Source organism: Ruminococcus sp., assembly GCF_024684275.1.
Genome location: NZ_JAIKXF010000009.1, coordinates 20,142 through 37,714, shown reverse-complemented (window position 1 = coordinate 37,714; position 17,573 = coordinate 20,142). Strand labels below are relative to the sequence as shown.

The following is a 17,573-nucleotide window of genomic DNA, read 5'->3' as shown; positions in this document are numbered from 1 at the left end:
TCCTGGACATAAGGTCCCTTTTTGATACTTCTACTCATTTATCAAGTTCCTCCTTTCAGATTACTTGCCGTTGCGGCGCTTTACGATGAACTTATCAGTTCTGTGGTGCTTCTTACGAGTCTTGTAGCCGAGAGCGGGCTTACCCCAGGGGGTTACAGGTCCGGGACGGCCAACAGGTGATTTACCTTCACCACCACCGTGCGGGTGATCGCAGGGGTTCATTACAGAACCGCGGACTGTAGGTCTCCAGCCCATATTTCTTACACGACCAGCCTTACCGTAGTTAACGTTCTCGTGGTCGATGTTTGATACCTGACCGATAGCAGCCTTGCAGCCGATCGGAACCTTTCTCATCTCGCCGGAAGGAAGTCTGATAAGAGCATATGCGCCTTCCTTACCCATGAGCTGAGCCTGGTTGCCGGCACTTCTTACGAGCTGAGCGCCCTTGCCGGGATAAAGCTCGATAGCGTGGATAAATGTACCAACAGGGATATCAGCGAGCTTGAGAGCGTTGCCGGGCTTGATATCAGCCTCAGAACCGGACTCGATCTTGTCGCCTACCTTGAGGCCGTTAGGAGCGAGGATATATCTCTTCTCGCCGTCCTCGTACTGAACGAGAGCGATGAATGCGCTTCTGTTCGGATCGTACTCAAGAGTCATAACTGTTGCGATCATGTTATCCTTATCGCGCTTGAAATCTATTACACGGTACTTTCTTCTGTTACCGCCGCCTCTGTGGCGAACTGTTATTCTGCCGTAGCTGTTTCTTCCCGACTTCTTCTTAAGGGGCTCGAGAAGGCTCTTCTCCGGCTCAACCTTTGACAGGATCGAGTAATCAGTTACAGTCATCTGACGTCTCGAAGGTGTCGTAGGCTTGTAGGTTTTAATAGCCATAACTTTTCTCCTTTAATGCATTTTTCGCGGGAGCATTACTCCCATACTTGATTCTTCCTATTTAATAAGGGGATTAATACATACCCTCGAAGAATTCGATAGCCTTTGAATCCTCAGTAAGAGTAACGATAGCCTTCTTCCATGAAGCTGTCATACCCTGATATCTGCCGAGGCGCTTCATCTTGCCGTTTACGTTCATAGTAGTTACCTTAGCAACCTCTACGCCGAACAGCTTCTCTACAGCCTTCTTGATCTCGGGCTTAGTAGCGTCTTTAGCTACCTTAAAGGTGTACTTGCCGACCTGAAGACCGTCCATTGACTTTTCAGTGATAACGGGCTTGATAATGATATCCTGAGCTGTTTTCATTATGCGTACACCTCCTCGATCTTTCCAACGGCATTCTTAACAACGATGAACTTGTCATAGTTGAGGATGTCGTATACGTTAAGAGTGTTTACAGCGGCAGTCTTTATGCCGGGGATATTTGCTGCGCTCTTGATAACCTTTGCATCAGCCTCTGCTGTAACGATGAGAGCCTTGCCCTCTACGCCGAGAGCCTTGAGCATATCAGCGATAGTCTTTGTCTTGAAGCTGTCGAGTGTGAGAGCGTCAAGAACGATCATGTTGTTATCGAGCACCTTTGTGGAAAGAGCAGACTTCATAGCGAGTCTTCTTACCTTTTTATTGAGAGCGTATCTGTAATCTCTGGGCTTAGGACCAAGAGCAACACCGCCGTGGTACCACTGAGGAGCACGTGTTGAGCCCTGTCTTGCATGACCTGTACCCTTCTGTCTCCAGGGCTTTCTTCCGCCGCCGCTTACTTCTGTTCTTGTAAGTGTTGACTGTGTGCCCTGTCTCTGGTTTGCGAGGTAATTCACTACCATTGCGTGCATAACAGCTTCGTTGGGAGTGATGCCGAAGATCTCATCGTTGAGCTCTGTCTCAGCAACCTGCTTGCCAGCCATATCAAATACTGAAATTGTAGACATTTACGTTTCCTCCTTCCTTAAGCCTTAACGCTGTCAACGATATATACGATTCCGCCCTTAGGACCGGGAACTGCACCCTTGATAGCGACGAGATTGTTTTCAACGTCAATTTTAACTATCTCGAGGTTCTGAACAGTAACCTGCTCAGCGCCCATGTGACCAGCCATGCCCTTGCCCTTGTAGATTCTTGAAGGCGATGAGCAAGCACCCATTGATCCAGCCTGTCTGTGAACAGGGCCTGTACCGTGAGTTTCCTTGAGTCTGTGCTGGTTGTGACGCTTGATAGCACCTGCGAATCCCTTACCCTTGCTTGTACCGATAACGTCGATAGCGTCACCTACAGCAAAAGCATCAGCCTTAACGATGTCGCCAACGTTAAGAGCGTCGCAGTCTTCAAGTCTGAATTCCTTGAGGTTCTTCTTGCAAGCAACGTCAGCCTTGTCGAAGTGACCCTTCATAGGCTTGTTTACTCTCTGTACCTTAACGTCGCCGTAGCCCAGCTGAAGTGCTGCATAACCGTCGTTCTCTACAGTTTTCTTCTGTACAACGACACATGGGCCGGCTTCAACAACTGTTACAGGAACAACTTTTCCTGCTTCGTCGAAGATCTGAGTCATACCGATCTTCTTACCGATAATGCCTTTCTGCATTTTCATTTCCTCCTGTTAGGTTATTGGTTGATGATTTACGCATCAACGTGACCGACGGATCACCGTCATTCCGCTTCCCGAGCGGTAATTCCAAGCGTAATATCAGTCAATTACTTGACTTCCATAACAACGTCTACGCCTGCGGGGATCTCAAGCTTGTCAAGAGCAGCTGTAGTCTTGTCTGTAGGACGGATAACGTCTACAAGTCTCTTGTGAGTTCTCATCTCGAACTGCTCACGGCTGTCCTTGTACTTGTGTACAGCTCTGAGGATAGTAACTACTTCCTTATCTGTGGGGAGCGGGATAGGTCCTGAAACTCTTGCACCGCTTCTCTTAGCTGCCTCTACGATCTTAGCTGCTGCAATATCAACAGTAGCGTGATCGTAACCCTTGATCTTGAATCTGATCTTTTCGTTGACTGCCATTTATTTCGCCTCCTTGAAGAATTTTACGGGGACGCAGATTGGAATATCACACGTTTCCGTGTGTTTCATGCCTCATCTTAATAAAAAAGCTCGAAAAACCATAGTTTTCCGAGCGGCTTTGCATAATATGAGCACAAAAAGAGCACAACTCACGCATACGCAAGCTGCGTGAATCATAACCACAAACTGTGTTCGATATCCCATTCGCCCGGTTTAAAATCGGACATACTCCGCGGAAATTACCTGCCATACCGGCAGCAACCTTCCGTTTCAACGCATATCTTCGTGCAGTCAGTGCGCATTTCAGCGCACTCAACGTAATCAATTATATCACATATATAGGGATAAATCAACAGTTTGCAGAAATTGCATTTGTAAATTTTTAATGAACGATAATTTTGTTTTAACAATATATCGTAAGCAGCTCCAAAGGATATTTTTCCGCAGGAGCTGCTCTGCCTCAGCTTCCGAAAATGAATTTAAGGACCGTGAGCACGGTATCGCCCACCTTCTGCGAATCCACGACCTCCAGCGCCTTATCGGGACAGTCGGTGATGATATTGTCCACGCCCAGAGCCATCATTTTCTGCATTTCGCTCTGTCTGTCCACAGTCCAGACGAAAACTCGCTTTCCGTGATGATGAGCGGTATTCACAACGCTCTGATTCACGAACAGATAGTTCATGCTCACGGCGTCAATGTAGGGCAGCTGCGCATAGGAGGTAGATGTGGCAAGATTAGCGATAAACGCCGTCTTTATCTTCGGATTGAGCTGCTTTACCTTTTTCAGGGCAGGGTACGAGAACGAGGTCACATAGCATGAATTCACAACGCCGTATTCTTCTACCAGTTCAACCACCTTTTCAGCAGTAGCCTTCGGGTTGCCCGATTTCTTTATCTCGATGTTCAGCATTATGTCTTTTCCTGTGAGCTCAAGTACCTCAGAAAGCAGCGGTATCTTCACATCGTCAAAGGCACCGTCCTTGCCGAACCACTTTCCTGCGGACAGCCTTGTAAGCTCCTCATAGGTATAGTTCTTCACCAAGCCGTTTCCGTCAGTAGTTCTGTCCAGCTTGTCATCGTGTATAACTATAAGCTCTCCGTCCTTTGTGAGCTGAACGTCCAGCTCTATGAAGTCCGCACCGCAGTCCAGAGCCGCCTGAAAAGCAGGCAGGGTATTCTCGGGAGCCTTCCTTGAAAAGCCTCTGTGAGCGGTAACGTGTGTACGGGTGATTATTCCCACGTTCAGATTGATGTTTCCGCGATACAGCGCCTTGAAGTAGGACAGGTTCATAACCGCCGACACAGCAATGAGCACTGCCGCGACAGCCGCCTTTCTGCCGACGTGGAGCTTGCTGTCCTTGCTGTCAGGAAGGATAAGCTCCTCATCCTTTTCGTCCTCCATAAAGCGTTCTGTTATCCACCACATGACCGCAGGAGCCGAAAAGAACGCAGATACTGCGGTAAATATGCTCCATGTATAGCGAAGCACCTTGAGTGCCGATTTGAACGCTGAATTAGGGCTTGAAAAGCCCTTTATGATAAAGATGATGATAAAACTGAGACCGAATGTTATGGCTCCTATGAGCAGCACAACAGAGATGCTCCACAGAAACAGCGAAAATATCATCTTAAAGCGCTGTCCGCTCATTTTTTGCTTGCTTTTCTTTACGCAGTCGCGGAACGAGTATTTGGTAAGTATAAGGTAATGTATGCTGTAGCAGGAGCTTATCATAAGTATGATAAACAGCAGCTGTACAAGTATATAAGCCGCCACAGCCGCCTTGCTGTTGACGGAATAGAATATCCTCTGCATAAGAGGCATGAGGGGAGCCATGAACATACCTGAGGACAGCGAGAACTGCGCCAGAGGCATTACCGCCATGTACACCAGAAAAGCAGGTATCCCCGAGCCCCTGAACACCCTGCCGAAGGCTCTAAGTCCTGTTCTGAACATTCCTCCTGCCCAGATACGCTTTTTTCTGCTGCTGCATGAAAAGCAGGCAGCAAGGGCTGAAAGCTCTACAAAAGAGAAAGAGGCAAAGGCAAAGAGCATCATGATTATAACGATGATAGTTGAGGGGTGCCTTAAATAGGTGAGCAGGTTCTCATCGTTGAGATAGGTAACTCCTGCCAGCTTCATGGTGACTTTAAGGAGCATAGCCAGTATCGGCGTACCTATAGCCAGAAGCATAAGCTTAAAGAGCAGTTCAAAGCCGAGAAAGTGAGGCATTGCTCTGATGAATACTCCTGTAGATCGTATTATTTTTTTCATTGCAAACTCCGAACGATTACGGCACATCAAGCCGTGAGATTATATTTCAATTATACGCGCGGAATCTGCCTTTGTCAATAAAATATCCGCCTTTCCGAAGAAAGAAGTATATAATTTTTGTATAGAAGATATATGGGCATCTCTGAAAACCTGCTTTTGAGCAAACAGGTTTTTAGAGATGCCCATATAAATTACCAAACGTCCGTATCAGCCCACAAGTCCCGAACGCTCTATGCCCTCAGTGAAATACTTTTGCAGGAACACATACATCAGCAGTACGGGAGCTATGCTCAGCAGGCAGCCTGCCTCTTTCCAGACTATCTGCTCTCTCGGGCTTATCTGCACCGTAGGATCGTCAAACAGAGCAGCCTTCAGCTCGTTGTCCAGATTTGACAGCATTATAGCTATAGTCTTGGTGTTTGTAAAGAATGTACTGCTCACATAATAGTCATTCCAGTACCACACCACAGAAAACAGGAACACCGTAAGAAATGCCGAAGCCGCATTGGGCGCCATAACTCTCACAAAGGTCATGAACGGTCCGCAGCCGTCAATATAAGCGGCGTCCTCCAGCTCTCTCGGCATACCCTTGAAAAACTGGCGGAATATGAGTATCATCAGTCCTGCCCTTATGCCGTTGGCAGTCATTGCAGGGAGATACATAGTCAGCTTTGTGTCGATGAGATTCAGCGAGAACAGTCCCTTTATGCCGAAATATCTGAACTGAGTATACAGCGGCAGGGATATTACCTGATGAGGTACAAGTATCATCATTATAACGACGCCGAAGAGGAGCTTTTTCCCCTTGAATCTGAACCTTGCAAAGCCGTAGCCCGTTACTGCACAGGATATGACCTGAAGGAGCGAGCAGCCGATATTCAGCAGCAGGGTAGTTCCCAGAGTCTCCCAGTAGTCCATAGCGTCTAAGGTCTCTGTGATAACGTCAAAGGTATAATGACGTGGTATCCACATTACCGTGGGATCACTCATATCGGCTTTTTCACGGAAAGCGCAGCTTATCATATATATCAGAGGATACATGATGACAAAACCCAGTCCGACGAGTATGACGAACCGAAATACCTTCCATATCCTTTTCTGTGCGGCAAGTCTCATGAGATACCTTCTCTCACCTGCCGACATATTCTTCATTCGTGCCTTATCTGCTTCCTTTTTGCTGAGCTTCTGAGGCTCTGCGGTATTCTTTGCTGCTTCTTCTGCCATAATTACCGCCTCCTCATTCATTTTCATAGTAGATAAAGCGGCTGGTCATAATGGTTATGATACCTATAGCCGCAAGTACGATAACAAAGTATATCCACGCCATCGAAGCCGCAATGCCAAATTCAAACTGACTTCTCATGGCTGAGATACGCTCCATGACCTTGTTCATAGGATTTGTAAATGAGTCGATTACCGTAAATATAAGGTTCGCCAGTATGAAAGGTCCGACATAGGGGAAGGTTATCTTCCAGAAGTACTCCCACGCCGTAGCCCCCTCCATAGTTGCAGCTTCCTTTGCCGAGGGAGGGATATTCTGCAAAGCCGCAAGGAACAGGAGTATCTGTATGCCCGAGCTCCAGACTATGCCGAAAACATTGTCAGCCACAGCAGTGATGAATGTGCTCATGCTGTCGCTTAGCCCGTAGATGCCGAGAAACTGCATAAGCTCGCCTACAAGGTCAGTAGAGAACATGGTAGAGAACTGTGCTGCTCCAGAGTTGCCTGTAGAATCCATATCGCCGCTGATTATCCTGTACACAGGACCTGTAGCGATGATGACAGGCAGAAAGAATACTGCTCTTGCGAGAGCCCTGCCGCGGAATTTCTGATCGAGTATTACCGCGATGAACAGCGAGAATATCAGTATCAGCGGAGTTTTCCAGAGAGTTTCCAGAAGGACCTCACCCAGATATTCCATATAGTACGGATCCTCACCGATGGCGTTGAAATAGTTGTCCACGCCTATAAATCGGGTATGGACAGCTCCGGGATCAATGGAAACATCAGAAAATGAGTACCACAGCGACTTCCCCAGAGGTATCAGAAAGAACACCGCTGCTCCCACCAGCCACAGACCTATAAATCCGTAGCCGTACAGGGCTTTCCGCCGCTCATATGACAGACCGCGTCGCTTCTTTGCAGTCTTACCCAAAGCCTGCGCTTTATCGCTCATAGTGTCAGTTCTCTCCTTTCTCCCTGTTTCTGTCGAGCTCTATCACAGAGCCGTTATATTTCACGGTCATGGCTTCAAGGTCAGCAGTCACCACCGTGCCGTTTGAAAACTCGGTAGTGATGATGCTGTCTTTCTGCTCATAGTCCGTGATGAAGCTGTCCGAAACTGCACTGAGCAGAGGTGCAAGAAGCCTGTAGTCCTCTGCGGCAGTATCCAGCCAGCCCTTATAGTTTGCGTAGAACAGCCCGTCAAGGTCGGTATCCTTGAGCTCACCGGTCTCCTCGTATATCATATCATAGCTTATATTGCTTCCCGAAGCCGCCGCCATGAGCAGTGCCCTTTCGGGATCGGGACTTCCGTTGACAGCCGCCGCAGAATAGGGTATAACTCCGTGAAGCACTATCTGATAGAAGGGTATATCCTCATCAAAAAGGTCAAAGCGGCTTGAGGTCATGGGAACTCCCGTGATATGGCTCACATAGGGCAGTGCATAGGCATTTGCGCCGTCTGCAAGTATGCCGCCCTCCAGCTTCTCGTCAAGCTTTGCATAGCCCTCGGTAAGGAGCTTCTCAGCCCCTGCGCGCGAAATGTTCTTCCTGCCGTAGTCGCCGTAAAGTGACGCTGTCAGATTCGCAGGAGCAGCACCGCTGAGACCTGCCTTTGAGAAGTTCTCGGCTATATCGCTGAATATCTCAGGGAAATAGCCGGGAGACAGCAGAGACAGGTTCTTTCTGAAACCGTCGGGAACTCCATAAGCCTTGTCATAGCTGACGATACGTGAATATGAGCCTGAAACTCTCACAGATGTATCCGAGAAGGGATAATAGCCGTTGCCAGAGCGGAAATCCCTGTTGTCCGATACGGGATAGAAACTGTAGCCGCTGTCATCAATAAGGTCGGTGAGCGCCTTGAAATCGCCCTTTCCACCCAGCTTGCCCGAAGGCTTGCAGTCCGTATCCACCTTATTCTTTATGCCGTCGTTTGTCCAGTTATTGTAGGATATGACCATATCCTTTACGCCTGCATCCTTGAGACCGCCGATTATCTCAGCCGCCTGTCCGTAGTCTGTCACGGAGGTTTTAAGCGAGATCGGTATGCCAAGCACAGGCTTTTTCTTCATAACGCCGCCGTACAGGTCGAGGTACATGGGGGCATTGTCCGCGCTGCTGCGTATCTTCACGCCCTGCTCCTCAATGAGATACTGTCTGTACCGCTCTGCAACGTCAACGTAATCCGCGCCCTTTTTTGAGATAGGATAGTACAGCATCTCAATATCGTCGGACTTAATGGCTCCGCGCTCGAATACCGTGTATTTATCGCGGTTATTGCCCGACATATAGAAGCTGTCGGTGCCGCGGAGAATGAACGTGAAATTGCAGATATTGTAGCTGCTGTTGGACTGCCCTGACACATTTGCCGTAAGATAGGCGTTGGAATCGCCCTTTGCCGCAACTGCAAGGAGAGCGTTATCCTCCTTGACAATGCCGAAAACAGGCATATATATCTGCTCTGCCACTGCTCCCCTGTTCTGGGGCACAGCCGTAACATCATCGCCGTAAACGCGCTGCTGGTATATATTATTCTGCATTGTCCGCTGATTATTGAAGTGCACAAGAGCTCCGCTGCCGTCGGGGATCACGAAGCAGCCCTCCTCACTGTCAGAAGCCGCACCGAAGCTGCCGAGCACGGTCATTTCCGTGGCTATATTAGCAGGGCTGCTTTCCTCTATCTCCGATACCCTGACACTGGCGCGAAGGTGATCGTCCTCCAAAATGTACTCCACAGGCACCTTGAAGCCTGCCCCTGTGTAGCTGTACGTCACGCGGATACCACCCTGTACATCGCTGACAGTGAATGTGCAGTCATTATCGCTGCCGGAACGCAGCATATTGTTGCCCGAGCGGCTGAGAGGAACGCCGTACCTCAGCATATTTGAGGAACGCAGCTCATCTGCAATAAGTCCTGTAGCAAGCTTGTCCTGAGAGGCTTCAAGAGGCGAAGACCACCAGATATAGCCTGTTTCCTTGTTTTCAATGCCGAATATTGCTGTTCTGTCGTCAATGAGCATACGGAAGCTGTCGTTTTCGGCTCCGCGGCGGAATGCGCCGAGAAAATGTTTCTTATCAGCAGTAAGCCATGCAAAGCTGCCGCTTTCCGACCTATAGACGGCTTTTCCGTCCTCTCTGCCGTCGTATTCAAATATCTCGTCGGGGCGCTTCATATCCTTGCGGAGAAGCTCCAGAGACTTCCCGTCAGCGGATATGAAGGCATACCTGCTGTCAAGGGTGGAAACTGCCTGACGAAGCCTTATGACCTTAGTCTCGTCCTTATCCGTGATGATAAAGAATCTGCCTGCTTCGCTCACCCAGAGCTTGCCCTCGTCGCAGCCGTTTCCGCTTTTGAAGCTTGCCGCTGCCTGCCCTGTTTTTGTATCGATCGCCACAAGCCTGCCCAGCTTTTTCAGCTTGGCGATCTTGTCCGCAAGGAGCTTCTGCTCCTCGGTGTAGTCCTTTTTGCTCTTGGGCTTGCCGCCTGCGGCTTCCCAGAGCTTATCCTCGAACTTATCCTCTCGTATGTACACATCGAAGCCGTCGGCGGAGCCTATCTTATTCAGATACCTTTCCGCATCCTCGGCGGACAGCTCCGCCTTTTCCACGGCTTCATAGCGCTTCGCCTTTTCAGGCTCAGCGCTTTTCTCAGCGGCTTCCGCCGCCTGTGTGGCAGCTTCGCTGCCCTCGCTGTCAGCATAAACGCTGCCCGATACCGTCAGTGACGATACTGCCAGCAGGCATAAAAGCAGCTTTTTCGATATTCTTCCCATAGTCCTATACCTTTGCCCTGTAGGAAAGCTCCGTATAAATGGTGGATATAAAGATGAATATCTGCTGTATCAGCGACATGAAAAGAACCAGCAGGAACAGCATTATCAGCATAGCCGCCAGTGTGAGGCCTATAGCCGCCAGCGTCTTTTTGAAGCTGTACTGATGTACAGACCTTATGGCTGAAAACATAAGTATCACCGTCCAGCCAACGCCGATGAGCTCTATTATCTGCATGAACACATACTCGTCCCATATAAGCAGATGTGAAAGTATGACATTGATATACAGCTGAACTATATACGGTATGAGAGCATAAGCGCTGTAAATCGTGATGTTACGCAGAGTTCCCTCACCGTCAAGGAGAGTACACACAGCCCAGTTGCTTACTGCCCATGCGCCGAAATACACAAAGCTCTCAACTATATATGGAACGATATTGAAGGTCTTGTCGTAGGTGACCACAAACTGAAAGCCGTAGAGCCGTCCGTGGGCTATCTGCCCGAAAAAGAGAAGAACAACTATGAGCATGGCTATTTTCAGCGAGCCTGCCTTTTTCCAGCGCATATCCTCAAAGCCCTCAACAGGGTGAGTTACCGCGTGTCTTACCCACTGCTTCTGAGTAAGCTCCATCATAGCTGCTCCGCCTCCTTTTTCTCAGTTTCAGCCGTATTTCTGCGATTTTTTCTGTATTTTCCCAAAGCTGTAAGTCCGCCGATACCAAGCACCAGCACCGCCGCTATAGCCGTAAAATTCTCTTTGAGGAACTCCCTGCGCCTGCCCTCGAAAGCCTTATTGTAAATGTCTCCTGCGTCCGCAAGCTTTGCGTACTTCATAGCGCTCTTGTAGTCGCCCTTTCTCAGAAGTGCCGAAGCTGCGCCCACATATGCGCGGCGATAGTTTCCGTCACGCTTCAGCACCTCCAGCCACGGTCCAAGAGCTTCCTCGTAATAGCCGCCGTTATATAATAAAGCCGCCTCGTGAACTATACTGCCGAATGAGGTCTCTCTGAATACGGTTATGGTGTCCTTTGAGGAATCGAGTACATACAGCCTGTCACCGAAGGACTCAACAGCCGCCGCATGGTCAAAGCCGCCTGTCTGCTTGGCGATAGCTCCCGTAATAAAGAGCAGATTGCACTCCTCATCGTACTGGAATACCCTGCCCGTAGTAAAATCAAGGCAGTTTATACAGCCGTCCCCGGAAATATCAATGTCCACCATAGACGGCGAATACATCTTGTTCTGAGTTGCGTCGTAGACGGGCTTGTAGTCGCCAAAATAGAGCTCCTTATCGGCAAAGATATTCCTGCCTGCCGCGTTGAGCTTCTTGACGGTATCCGTTTTCTGGGTAGATGACGAGGTACAGGTAAAAATAAAATCCCCGTCCATATCGAAGCTTGTGATACCCGTGGGCACTGTCCTTTTTCGGTTGGCTTTTTTCTCGTCGGACATGAAAAGTCCGCGGAAATGTTCGCTGACTATCTTTGCGGTAGGCTCAACACGGTTAGCTCCGTAAAATCCCATAAATTCGCCGCCCGGAGAGAACATTGCAGCTCCCGTGGTGATATTGCCGAGAACTGTATAGACATTTCCTGCCTTATCGGCGACAACACGCTGAGGGAGAAAGGTTCGCTTCTGGTCGTAGACAGCTGTCTGAGGCTTGGTCATCACCTGCTGAACATTGCCCTCCATATCCGAAACGAGGATACGTGAGTTTTCAGTATCAGCAATATAAATAAGGCCCTTTTCCGCCGAAACATAGACTCCCATAGGTTGTTTGAGAAAGGTCTCTGAGCCGTCCGGCATGGTAAAGCGGTCGTATATGCGCTCTGCACCGTTAAGCTCTGCATTTGCAGCAACTATGCGGTCATTGCCTGTATCGGCAATATACAGCACTCCATTGCTGTCAAAAAAAATATCTCTTGGGCTCTCAAAGGCTCCTGCCCCGAGGTCAGCACCTGACAGGGTACGGTCAGGGAGATAGCCTGCCTGAGAGGGTATAGCGTCCCCCCAGCGGTCGTAGTTGTAGCTTTCATAAGGAGCGCCTGCGGCTGCTGCCGAGGACACGCCGAGAGAAGCCAGTGCAGCAAATGCAGCCAGCGCTGTGATAATTCTTTTCAGTTTTGACTTCATTTGCTTCACTTCCTTTCTTTGCAGCCGTTAGCTTGTAGGGGCGAACAGTGTTCGCCCGTTTTAGACTTTAGCTTTCGGGCGCACAATGTGCGCCCCTACATACGGTCATTTTAAGTTATTTCGTTAGCTGCGGACTGCCAAAGGCAGCCCCTACAAGTGCTAACGGCTCATGGCTAAGGGCTAACGGCTCATTCCTTAATACCCGAATGTGCCATAGTCTCGATGACCTGACGCTGTGCCAGCATGAATATGAGTATAGGCGGTATCAGAAGAAATACCGCAGCCGCCATAGCTACGCCTGCTCTTGCAAGTCCCGAGGCAGCCGCCTGTGATACCACTGTCGGCAGAGTTTTATACTGCTCCTTGAGAACTACCGAGCCGGTCTGTATATTCCATGCTCCCTGAAATGCGAATATTATCAGCGTCATCAGGGCAGGCTTCTGGTTTGGCATCACTACCTGCCAGCATATGCGGAAAAGTCCTGCGCCGTCCACTTTGGCGGCTTCTATCATGGCATCGGGTACCTGACTTATGGACTGACGCATGAGAAAAAGTCCCATAGGCGAAGCTATGGCTGGAAATATCAGCGCCATATAGGTGTCTATCATGTGCAGCTTAGCCATGACGATGTACTGCATTATATAAATGACACTGCTCTGATACAGCAGTGCGACTACTATCACGCCGTTTATGAGCCTGCTTCCCGGGAATTTGCACTTTGCCAGCACAAATGCCGCCATTGACGAGAAAAAGCACTGGAGCACCGTTACCGCCGCCGTTACGAATACGCTGTTGAACACGTACCTTGAAAATGGAACACGATTCTGGTGGAGCACTCTGAACATATCGCTGAAATTATCAAGAGTAGGTCTAACAGCGTAAAGCTTGGGCGGAAACACAAAGAGCTCCTCCACAGGCTTTATTGACATTATCACCGTAAGATATATGGGCAGAGCCATGAAAAGTCCGAGAACAGCCAGTACTATGAATATAAACACACTGCCGCCTATTTTTCTGCCTGCCTGTCTGTTTGAAGCGCGAAGCTTCGAAGTATCTGTATTTGCCAAAGCTCCGCCCCCTTAATCCATGTATTTGCCCAGCACCTTGGCTATGAGCCTGTTGCAGAGGAACATCGCAATGAAAAGTATCATGCATATCGCCGAAGCATAGCCCATTTCAAAGCGCTGCCAGCCGTAGTCAAAGGCGTGAGTCATTATGGTATGTGCCTTATAATCCGTACTCGGGAAGCCCACAAGGTTCTGCGCGACAGTACCAGCGGTAAATGAGCTTACTATCTGCATTACCGCCGCAAACATGAGCTGAGGTCCCATTGAGGGGATAACGATGTAAATGAGCTCCTGCCATTTTGTGCGGATGCCCTCGATAGCCGCCGCCTCGTACATGGAGCGGTCTATGTTCTGGAATCCTGCACGAAGCGCGAGGAATCCTGCTCCGAGAGATATCCACAGCTGTACCGCTATGGTGACTCCGAGAACGTAGCGTCCGTCGGTGAGCCACTGTATGGGCTTTGTGATGAATCCCAGATTTATAAGAAAAGAGTTAGCATAGCCGTTCATATCGCCGCTGAAGATAAGCTGCCAGACGGTATACACATTCGCCATTGAGGGCGCGTAGAATATAAGCGTGAATATGGCTTTCAGCTTGGGGTTCATCTCGTTTATGAGCCAAGCCAGCAGGAAACACAGCACATAGCTGACAGGTCCCGTAAGAAGTGCAAAAACGATAGTCACCCTTATAGAGCGTATGAATATCTTGTCCGAAAGGAAAAGGGTGGTGAAATTGGAAAGTCCCACGAACTTCGGCGGTCTTACCATGTCGAAATCTGTGAAGCCCATAGGCAGGGACATAAGCACAGGCACTACTGTGAACACTATGAAAAATATCATAAAGGGCGCTATCATGCCATAGCAGGCTTTATTCCGCTTTATCTCGCGCCAAAGCTCGCCTTTTCTGCCCTTTGCGGACTCCTTTGCATTGACTGCCATTTTCTCACACTCCTTTCGCAAATCATAATCTTGCTATGCAAAATTATGATTTAGTTTAGAGTTGAGAGTTTAGAGTTGACAGTTGAGGTGCCGCCTGCGGCGACAATAGAACACATTAACTCTCAACTCTCCACTTTCAACTCTCAACTTATTCAAGTCCGAGGTTCTTGCGCTTTCTCGTGATTTCATCGTTTATGTCCCTGTTATACCAGATAAGAGTATCACGGGGATTCTTCTTCTCGTTTATAGTCTCTCTGAACGCATTCATTATATTTCGCGTAACCGCGTATGAAGCAGGTGTCACGGGTATCTCCGCAAGCTCAGCCTGCTGTGCCCTGAGCCTTGACAGCTCGTCCTTTGACCATGAGAGCTGACCTAATGCCTCAACGTTTGCAGTATCGAAGCGTCCCATAGTACCGAGAAGCCCCTCTATCTGTGCCGCGTACTGCACCTGCGTATCCGTATCCGTGAACCATTTCACGAACCTCCACGCATTTTCCTTGTTTTTTACCTTGTTGAATATGACAGCACCTGCGCCGTTGGAATTTGCCGCATGAGAAAGAGTTCCGTCAGCCCTTACAGTTGCAGGCACGGGACAGAAGTCCCACAAGCCGTTGATCTCTGGCGAAGCTGCCATAAGCTGGTTAAAAAACGTATAATTTGCAATAACTATAGGGTACTCTCCTGTGCGGAAACGGCTGAATGCGTCATAGGTCTGCTCAAAGCTGTACTTTGTATAGAAGTCCGTCCACTCCTCAAACGCCTGAACAGCATCTGCGGAATCAAATACAGACGCAGTCTGAGCATCGTTATAGTAGTTCTTACCCTTTTGCAGCATCAGCATGGCAAAGGTATGACCTGTCTCTGTTGCAGGTGAGATACTATTTGGCGGGAGCACAAGTCCCACGGACATATAATTCCTCTGCAATGCAGGCAGCATATCCCTAAGCTCGTCCCATGTCTCGGGCGGCGAAATATAGCCAAGCTCAGTAAGAACATCGGTGCGGTAGAACATCATGGGGAAGGTCTGGCTTATGGGCAGTCCGTAGCAGCCGCCGTTATAGGTATACTGTGTGGCGGCATTGGGCTGAAAACGCCCCATTACTTCATCGAAATCCTCAAACTCCGACATATCCACAAGCATATCCCTTACAGCAAGGTTCACCGGGAACTCTCCCCCGAGAAACAGTGCCACATCAGGACCTTTCCCTGCAAGAGAAGCCTCAACGACTCCGCCTGTTACAAGGTTCACGGATACAGGTATCCCCGTATCCTGCATGAACTGATTCTCGGTCATCTCCTTGACCACCTGCGCCTGATCACGTCCGAGGGATACCCAGACGTTTATCGCCTCCTCACCTGTCACATCTGAAAGCGTAGTATAGTCCTCAAAGAATGAGCCTATAAAGGCGTCAAGCCCGAATTTCAGCGACTTTCCGAGCTTTTCATCGCAGCTTGTGAAGCTTCTGTCCGCCGTTGCGAACTCTATATAGTCTACCTCTAAGGGCTGGTCGCGGTTATCTCTCAGCCACGCCGACAAAGCGGTGCTGCCGTCCTTTATCTGAGAGAGATAATCGGGTATCCGCAGGGGCTTTTCCACGCATTTTTCCAGAATAACCGCCATATTTTCGAGGGCAGCCGCCTCAGAGCCCTTTGAGCCGCCAAGCTTCTCTATCCCTCGCTGAGCGTTTCTCAGCTCAATGGACAGTATATCTAACATATCGACAAGCTGCGGTATCTTTTCATGGACATAATAATCAGTGTATTTATCGGGATTGGGACCTGTTATCATCAGGACCTTGCGGTAATAGACATTGAGCGACTTTATAACATTTTCAAGGCTTCTGAGATACACGCCGATGTCCCCCGTAACAGCCTCCATTGAAATAGTATGGGGCATTCCGCCCTCAAGCCATATATATACGTCATCGCCGCCGCTTTTCGAGCTGACCAGCGACCAGTCAGTATCGTAGCTGAACCTCACGCGGTCAAGCTCTGCGCAGGGTACCTTTCCGTCAATATATATGCGCCTGTTTGAGTCAAAGCCGCGTATCTGATCCTGACGAGCCTTTATACCTATTTTATACCAGCCCCCTGCGCCGACTTTATCCTCGGGTATCTCCCATGTTACGGTCTGGAGCGCCTTTTTCCAGTTTCCGCTGCCGAGGGTATTGTACACCATTTTCCGCGGATCGGAGGGTGAAACAAGGTAGCTGCTGTTATCATATGTCGGGTAAAGAGTAGCGTCGGACTTGTAAGCTGCGCTCTCACCCTCTATTTTAAAGCTTGCCGAGGGAGTTTCCTCAACGGTCATATCGGCTTCCGCAGAAGCTGCATATTCGCTGTATGAAGGCAGCTTTTCGGGAGCTCTCAGCGTAAAGCTCTCAATGGCGAGCTGCGCCCTCTCGGAGGTAAATCTCAGCTCATGCCTGCCCTCCTCAAGATATACGAAAAGTGGCTCGCTGAAAAGCCCGTCCACATCGCCGAAAAAACAGCTCTGCCACATAGTCTGCTGGACCTGTGAGGGACGCACCTGATTTCCACGTATATCCGTGTAAATATCGCTCTCATTGACCCATACCCGACTAAGCTTCAGCCGTGAAGCAGTTTCATAGGGCTGTACACCGTCTATCTCCATTTTCAGCTCTATATCCGAGCTTGTGGATATCATGGGACAGTAGCTTGTCTCTATACAGTATTTTCCTGCCTCTCTGACCTCGAATTCGTAGGTCACCCCACCCTCGGGACTGTTCCAGAGGAGCACATCATCACGGCTCTCACCGCTGTCGTCGGTAAAGCTGCCTGTGGTGATATCGCCGTTTTCGGCGTCCTTGAAATCTGCGGCACTGATGAATATCTGACTCTGCGGACTCGGTCTGCGAGAATATTCATCGTAATACTCGCTGTAGGACATCACCTTATCATCGGGAGCTTCTATATTATAATAGTCTCTTGCCATTGCAGCCGCTGTCTCTATGGATACTATATTTTCAGCAGCAAGAGCCGAAACTGAGCCCACAGCCGCCTGTGCTCCGACCACCAGCGCAAAAGCTCCTGCGGCAAATCTGCGCAGCAACCTGTTCATCTCCGACCTCACCACCTTTTATACAAATAAAAATGCGCAGATAATGCGCACTGACAGCCCTGCCGCTGACTTAGCGGACTGTACATATTCTTCAAAAATCAGTATAGCAAATTTATAG

At 49.2% G+C, this 17,573-nt stretch carries 14 protein-coding genes; all 14 read right to left on the bottom strand.

What is annotated here, in order from left to right:
* Nucleotides 1–60: 60 nt before the first annotated feature.
* The gene (rplB, locus tag K5677_RS00880; RefSeq protein WP_173461116.1) at nt 61–894 is read right to left on the bottom strand and encodes a 50S ribosomal protein L2; all 834 of its coding nucleotides are present in this window, start codon (nt 892–894) and stop codon (nt 61–63) included.
* A 73-nt stretch (nt 895–967) separates the two neighbouring features.
* A complete protein-coding gene (gene rplW, locus K5677_RS00875; protein ID WP_173461115.1) occupies nt 968–1,261 on the bottom strand; it encodes a 50S ribosomal protein L23 in 294 nt (97 codons plus the stop codon).
* On the bottom strand, nt 1,261–1,884 hold the full coding sequence (rplD, locus tag K5677_RS00870) for a 50S ribosomal protein L4 (RefSeq protein WP_173461114.1): 624 nt from the start codon (nt 1,882–1,884) through the stop codon (nt 1,261–1,263). Before rplD ends, rplW begins: the two co-directional genes overlap by 1 nt.
* 17 nt (nt 1,885–1,901) lie before the next feature.
* Nucleotides 1,902–2,534 (bottom strand): 50S ribosomal protein L3, encoded by a 633-nt coding sequence (gene rplC / locus K5677_RS00865; RefSeq protein WP_296723581.1) that lies wholly within the window; start codon nt 2,532–2,534, stop codon nt 1,902–1,904.
* A 110-nt stretch (nt 2,535–2,644) separates the two neighbouring features.
* Nucleotides 2,645–2,959 (bottom strand): 30S ribosomal protein S10, encoded by a 315-nt coding sequence (rpsJ, locus tag K5677_RS00860; RefSeq protein WP_009985001.1) that lies wholly within the window; start codon nt 2,957–2,959, stop codon nt 2,645–2,647.
* Between the two features lie 460 nt (nt 2,960–3,419).
* Nucleotides 3,420–5,234 carry a glycerophosphodiester phosphodiesterase family protein gene (locus K5677_RS00855; RefSeq protein ID WP_296723579.1) on the bottom strand — a complete coding sequence of 605 codons (1,815 nt, stop codon included), beginning with the start codon at nt 5,232–5,234 and terminating at the stop codon, nt 3,420–3,422.
* A gap of 207 nt (nt 5,235–5,441) precedes the next feature.
* Nucleotides 5,442–6,458 (bottom strand): carbohydrate ABC transporter permease, encoded by a 1,017-nt coding sequence (locus K5677_RS00850; protein WP_296723577.1) that lies wholly within the window; start codon nt 6,456–6,458, stop codon nt 5,442–5,444.
* 13 nt (nt 6,459–6,471) lie between these two features.
* On the bottom strand, nt 6,472–7,410 hold the full coding sequence (locus tag K5677_RS00845) for a sugar ABC transporter permease (protein ID WP_296723574.1): 939 nt from the start codon (nt 7,408–7,410) through the stop codon (nt 6,472–6,474).
* Nucleotides 7,411–7,414: 4 nt separating this feature from the next.
* Complete coding sequence (locus K5677_RS00840; RefSeq protein ID WP_296723571.1) at nt 7,415–10,231, bottom strand: DUF5696 domain-containing protein; 2,817 nt, start codon at nt 10,229–10,231, stop codon at nt 7,415–7,417.
* A 4-nt stretch (nt 10,232–10,235) separates the two neighbouring features.
* The gene (locus K5677_RS00835; RefSeq protein ID WP_296723568.1) at nt 10,236–10,865 is read right to left on the bottom strand and encodes a Yip1 family protein; all 630 of its coding nucleotides are present in this window, start codon (nt 10,863–10,865) and stop codon (nt 10,236–10,238) included.
* Nucleotides 10,862–12,364 (bottom strand): hypothetical protein, encoded by a 1,503-nt coding sequence (locus K5677_RS00830; protein ID WP_296723565.1) that lies wholly within the window; start codon nt 12,362–12,364, stop codon nt 10,862–10,864. The genes K5677_RS00835 and K5677_RS00830 overlap by 4 nt, the downstream gene beginning before the upstream one ends.
* Before the next feature lie 188 nt (nt 12,365–12,552).
* Nucleotides 12,553–13,431, bottom strand: coding sequence for a carbohydrate ABC transporter permease (locus K5677_RS00825; RefSeq protein WP_296723563.1), 879 nt, complete (start codon nt 13,429–13,431; stop codon nt 12,553–12,555).
* 12 nt (nt 13,432–13,443) lie between these two features.
* Entirely contained in the window at nt 13,444–14,370 is a 927-nt protein-coding gene (locus tag K5677_RS00820) for a sugar ABC transporter permease (RefSeq protein ID WP_296723561.1), read from the bottom strand.
* 148 nt (nt 14,371–14,518) lie between these two features.
* A complete protein-coding gene (locus K5677_RS00815) occupies nt 14,519–17,455 on the bottom strand; it encodes an extracellular solute-binding protein (protein WP_296723558.1) in 2,937 nt (978 codons plus the stop codon).
* Nucleotides 17,456–17,573 lie beyond the last annotated feature (118 nt).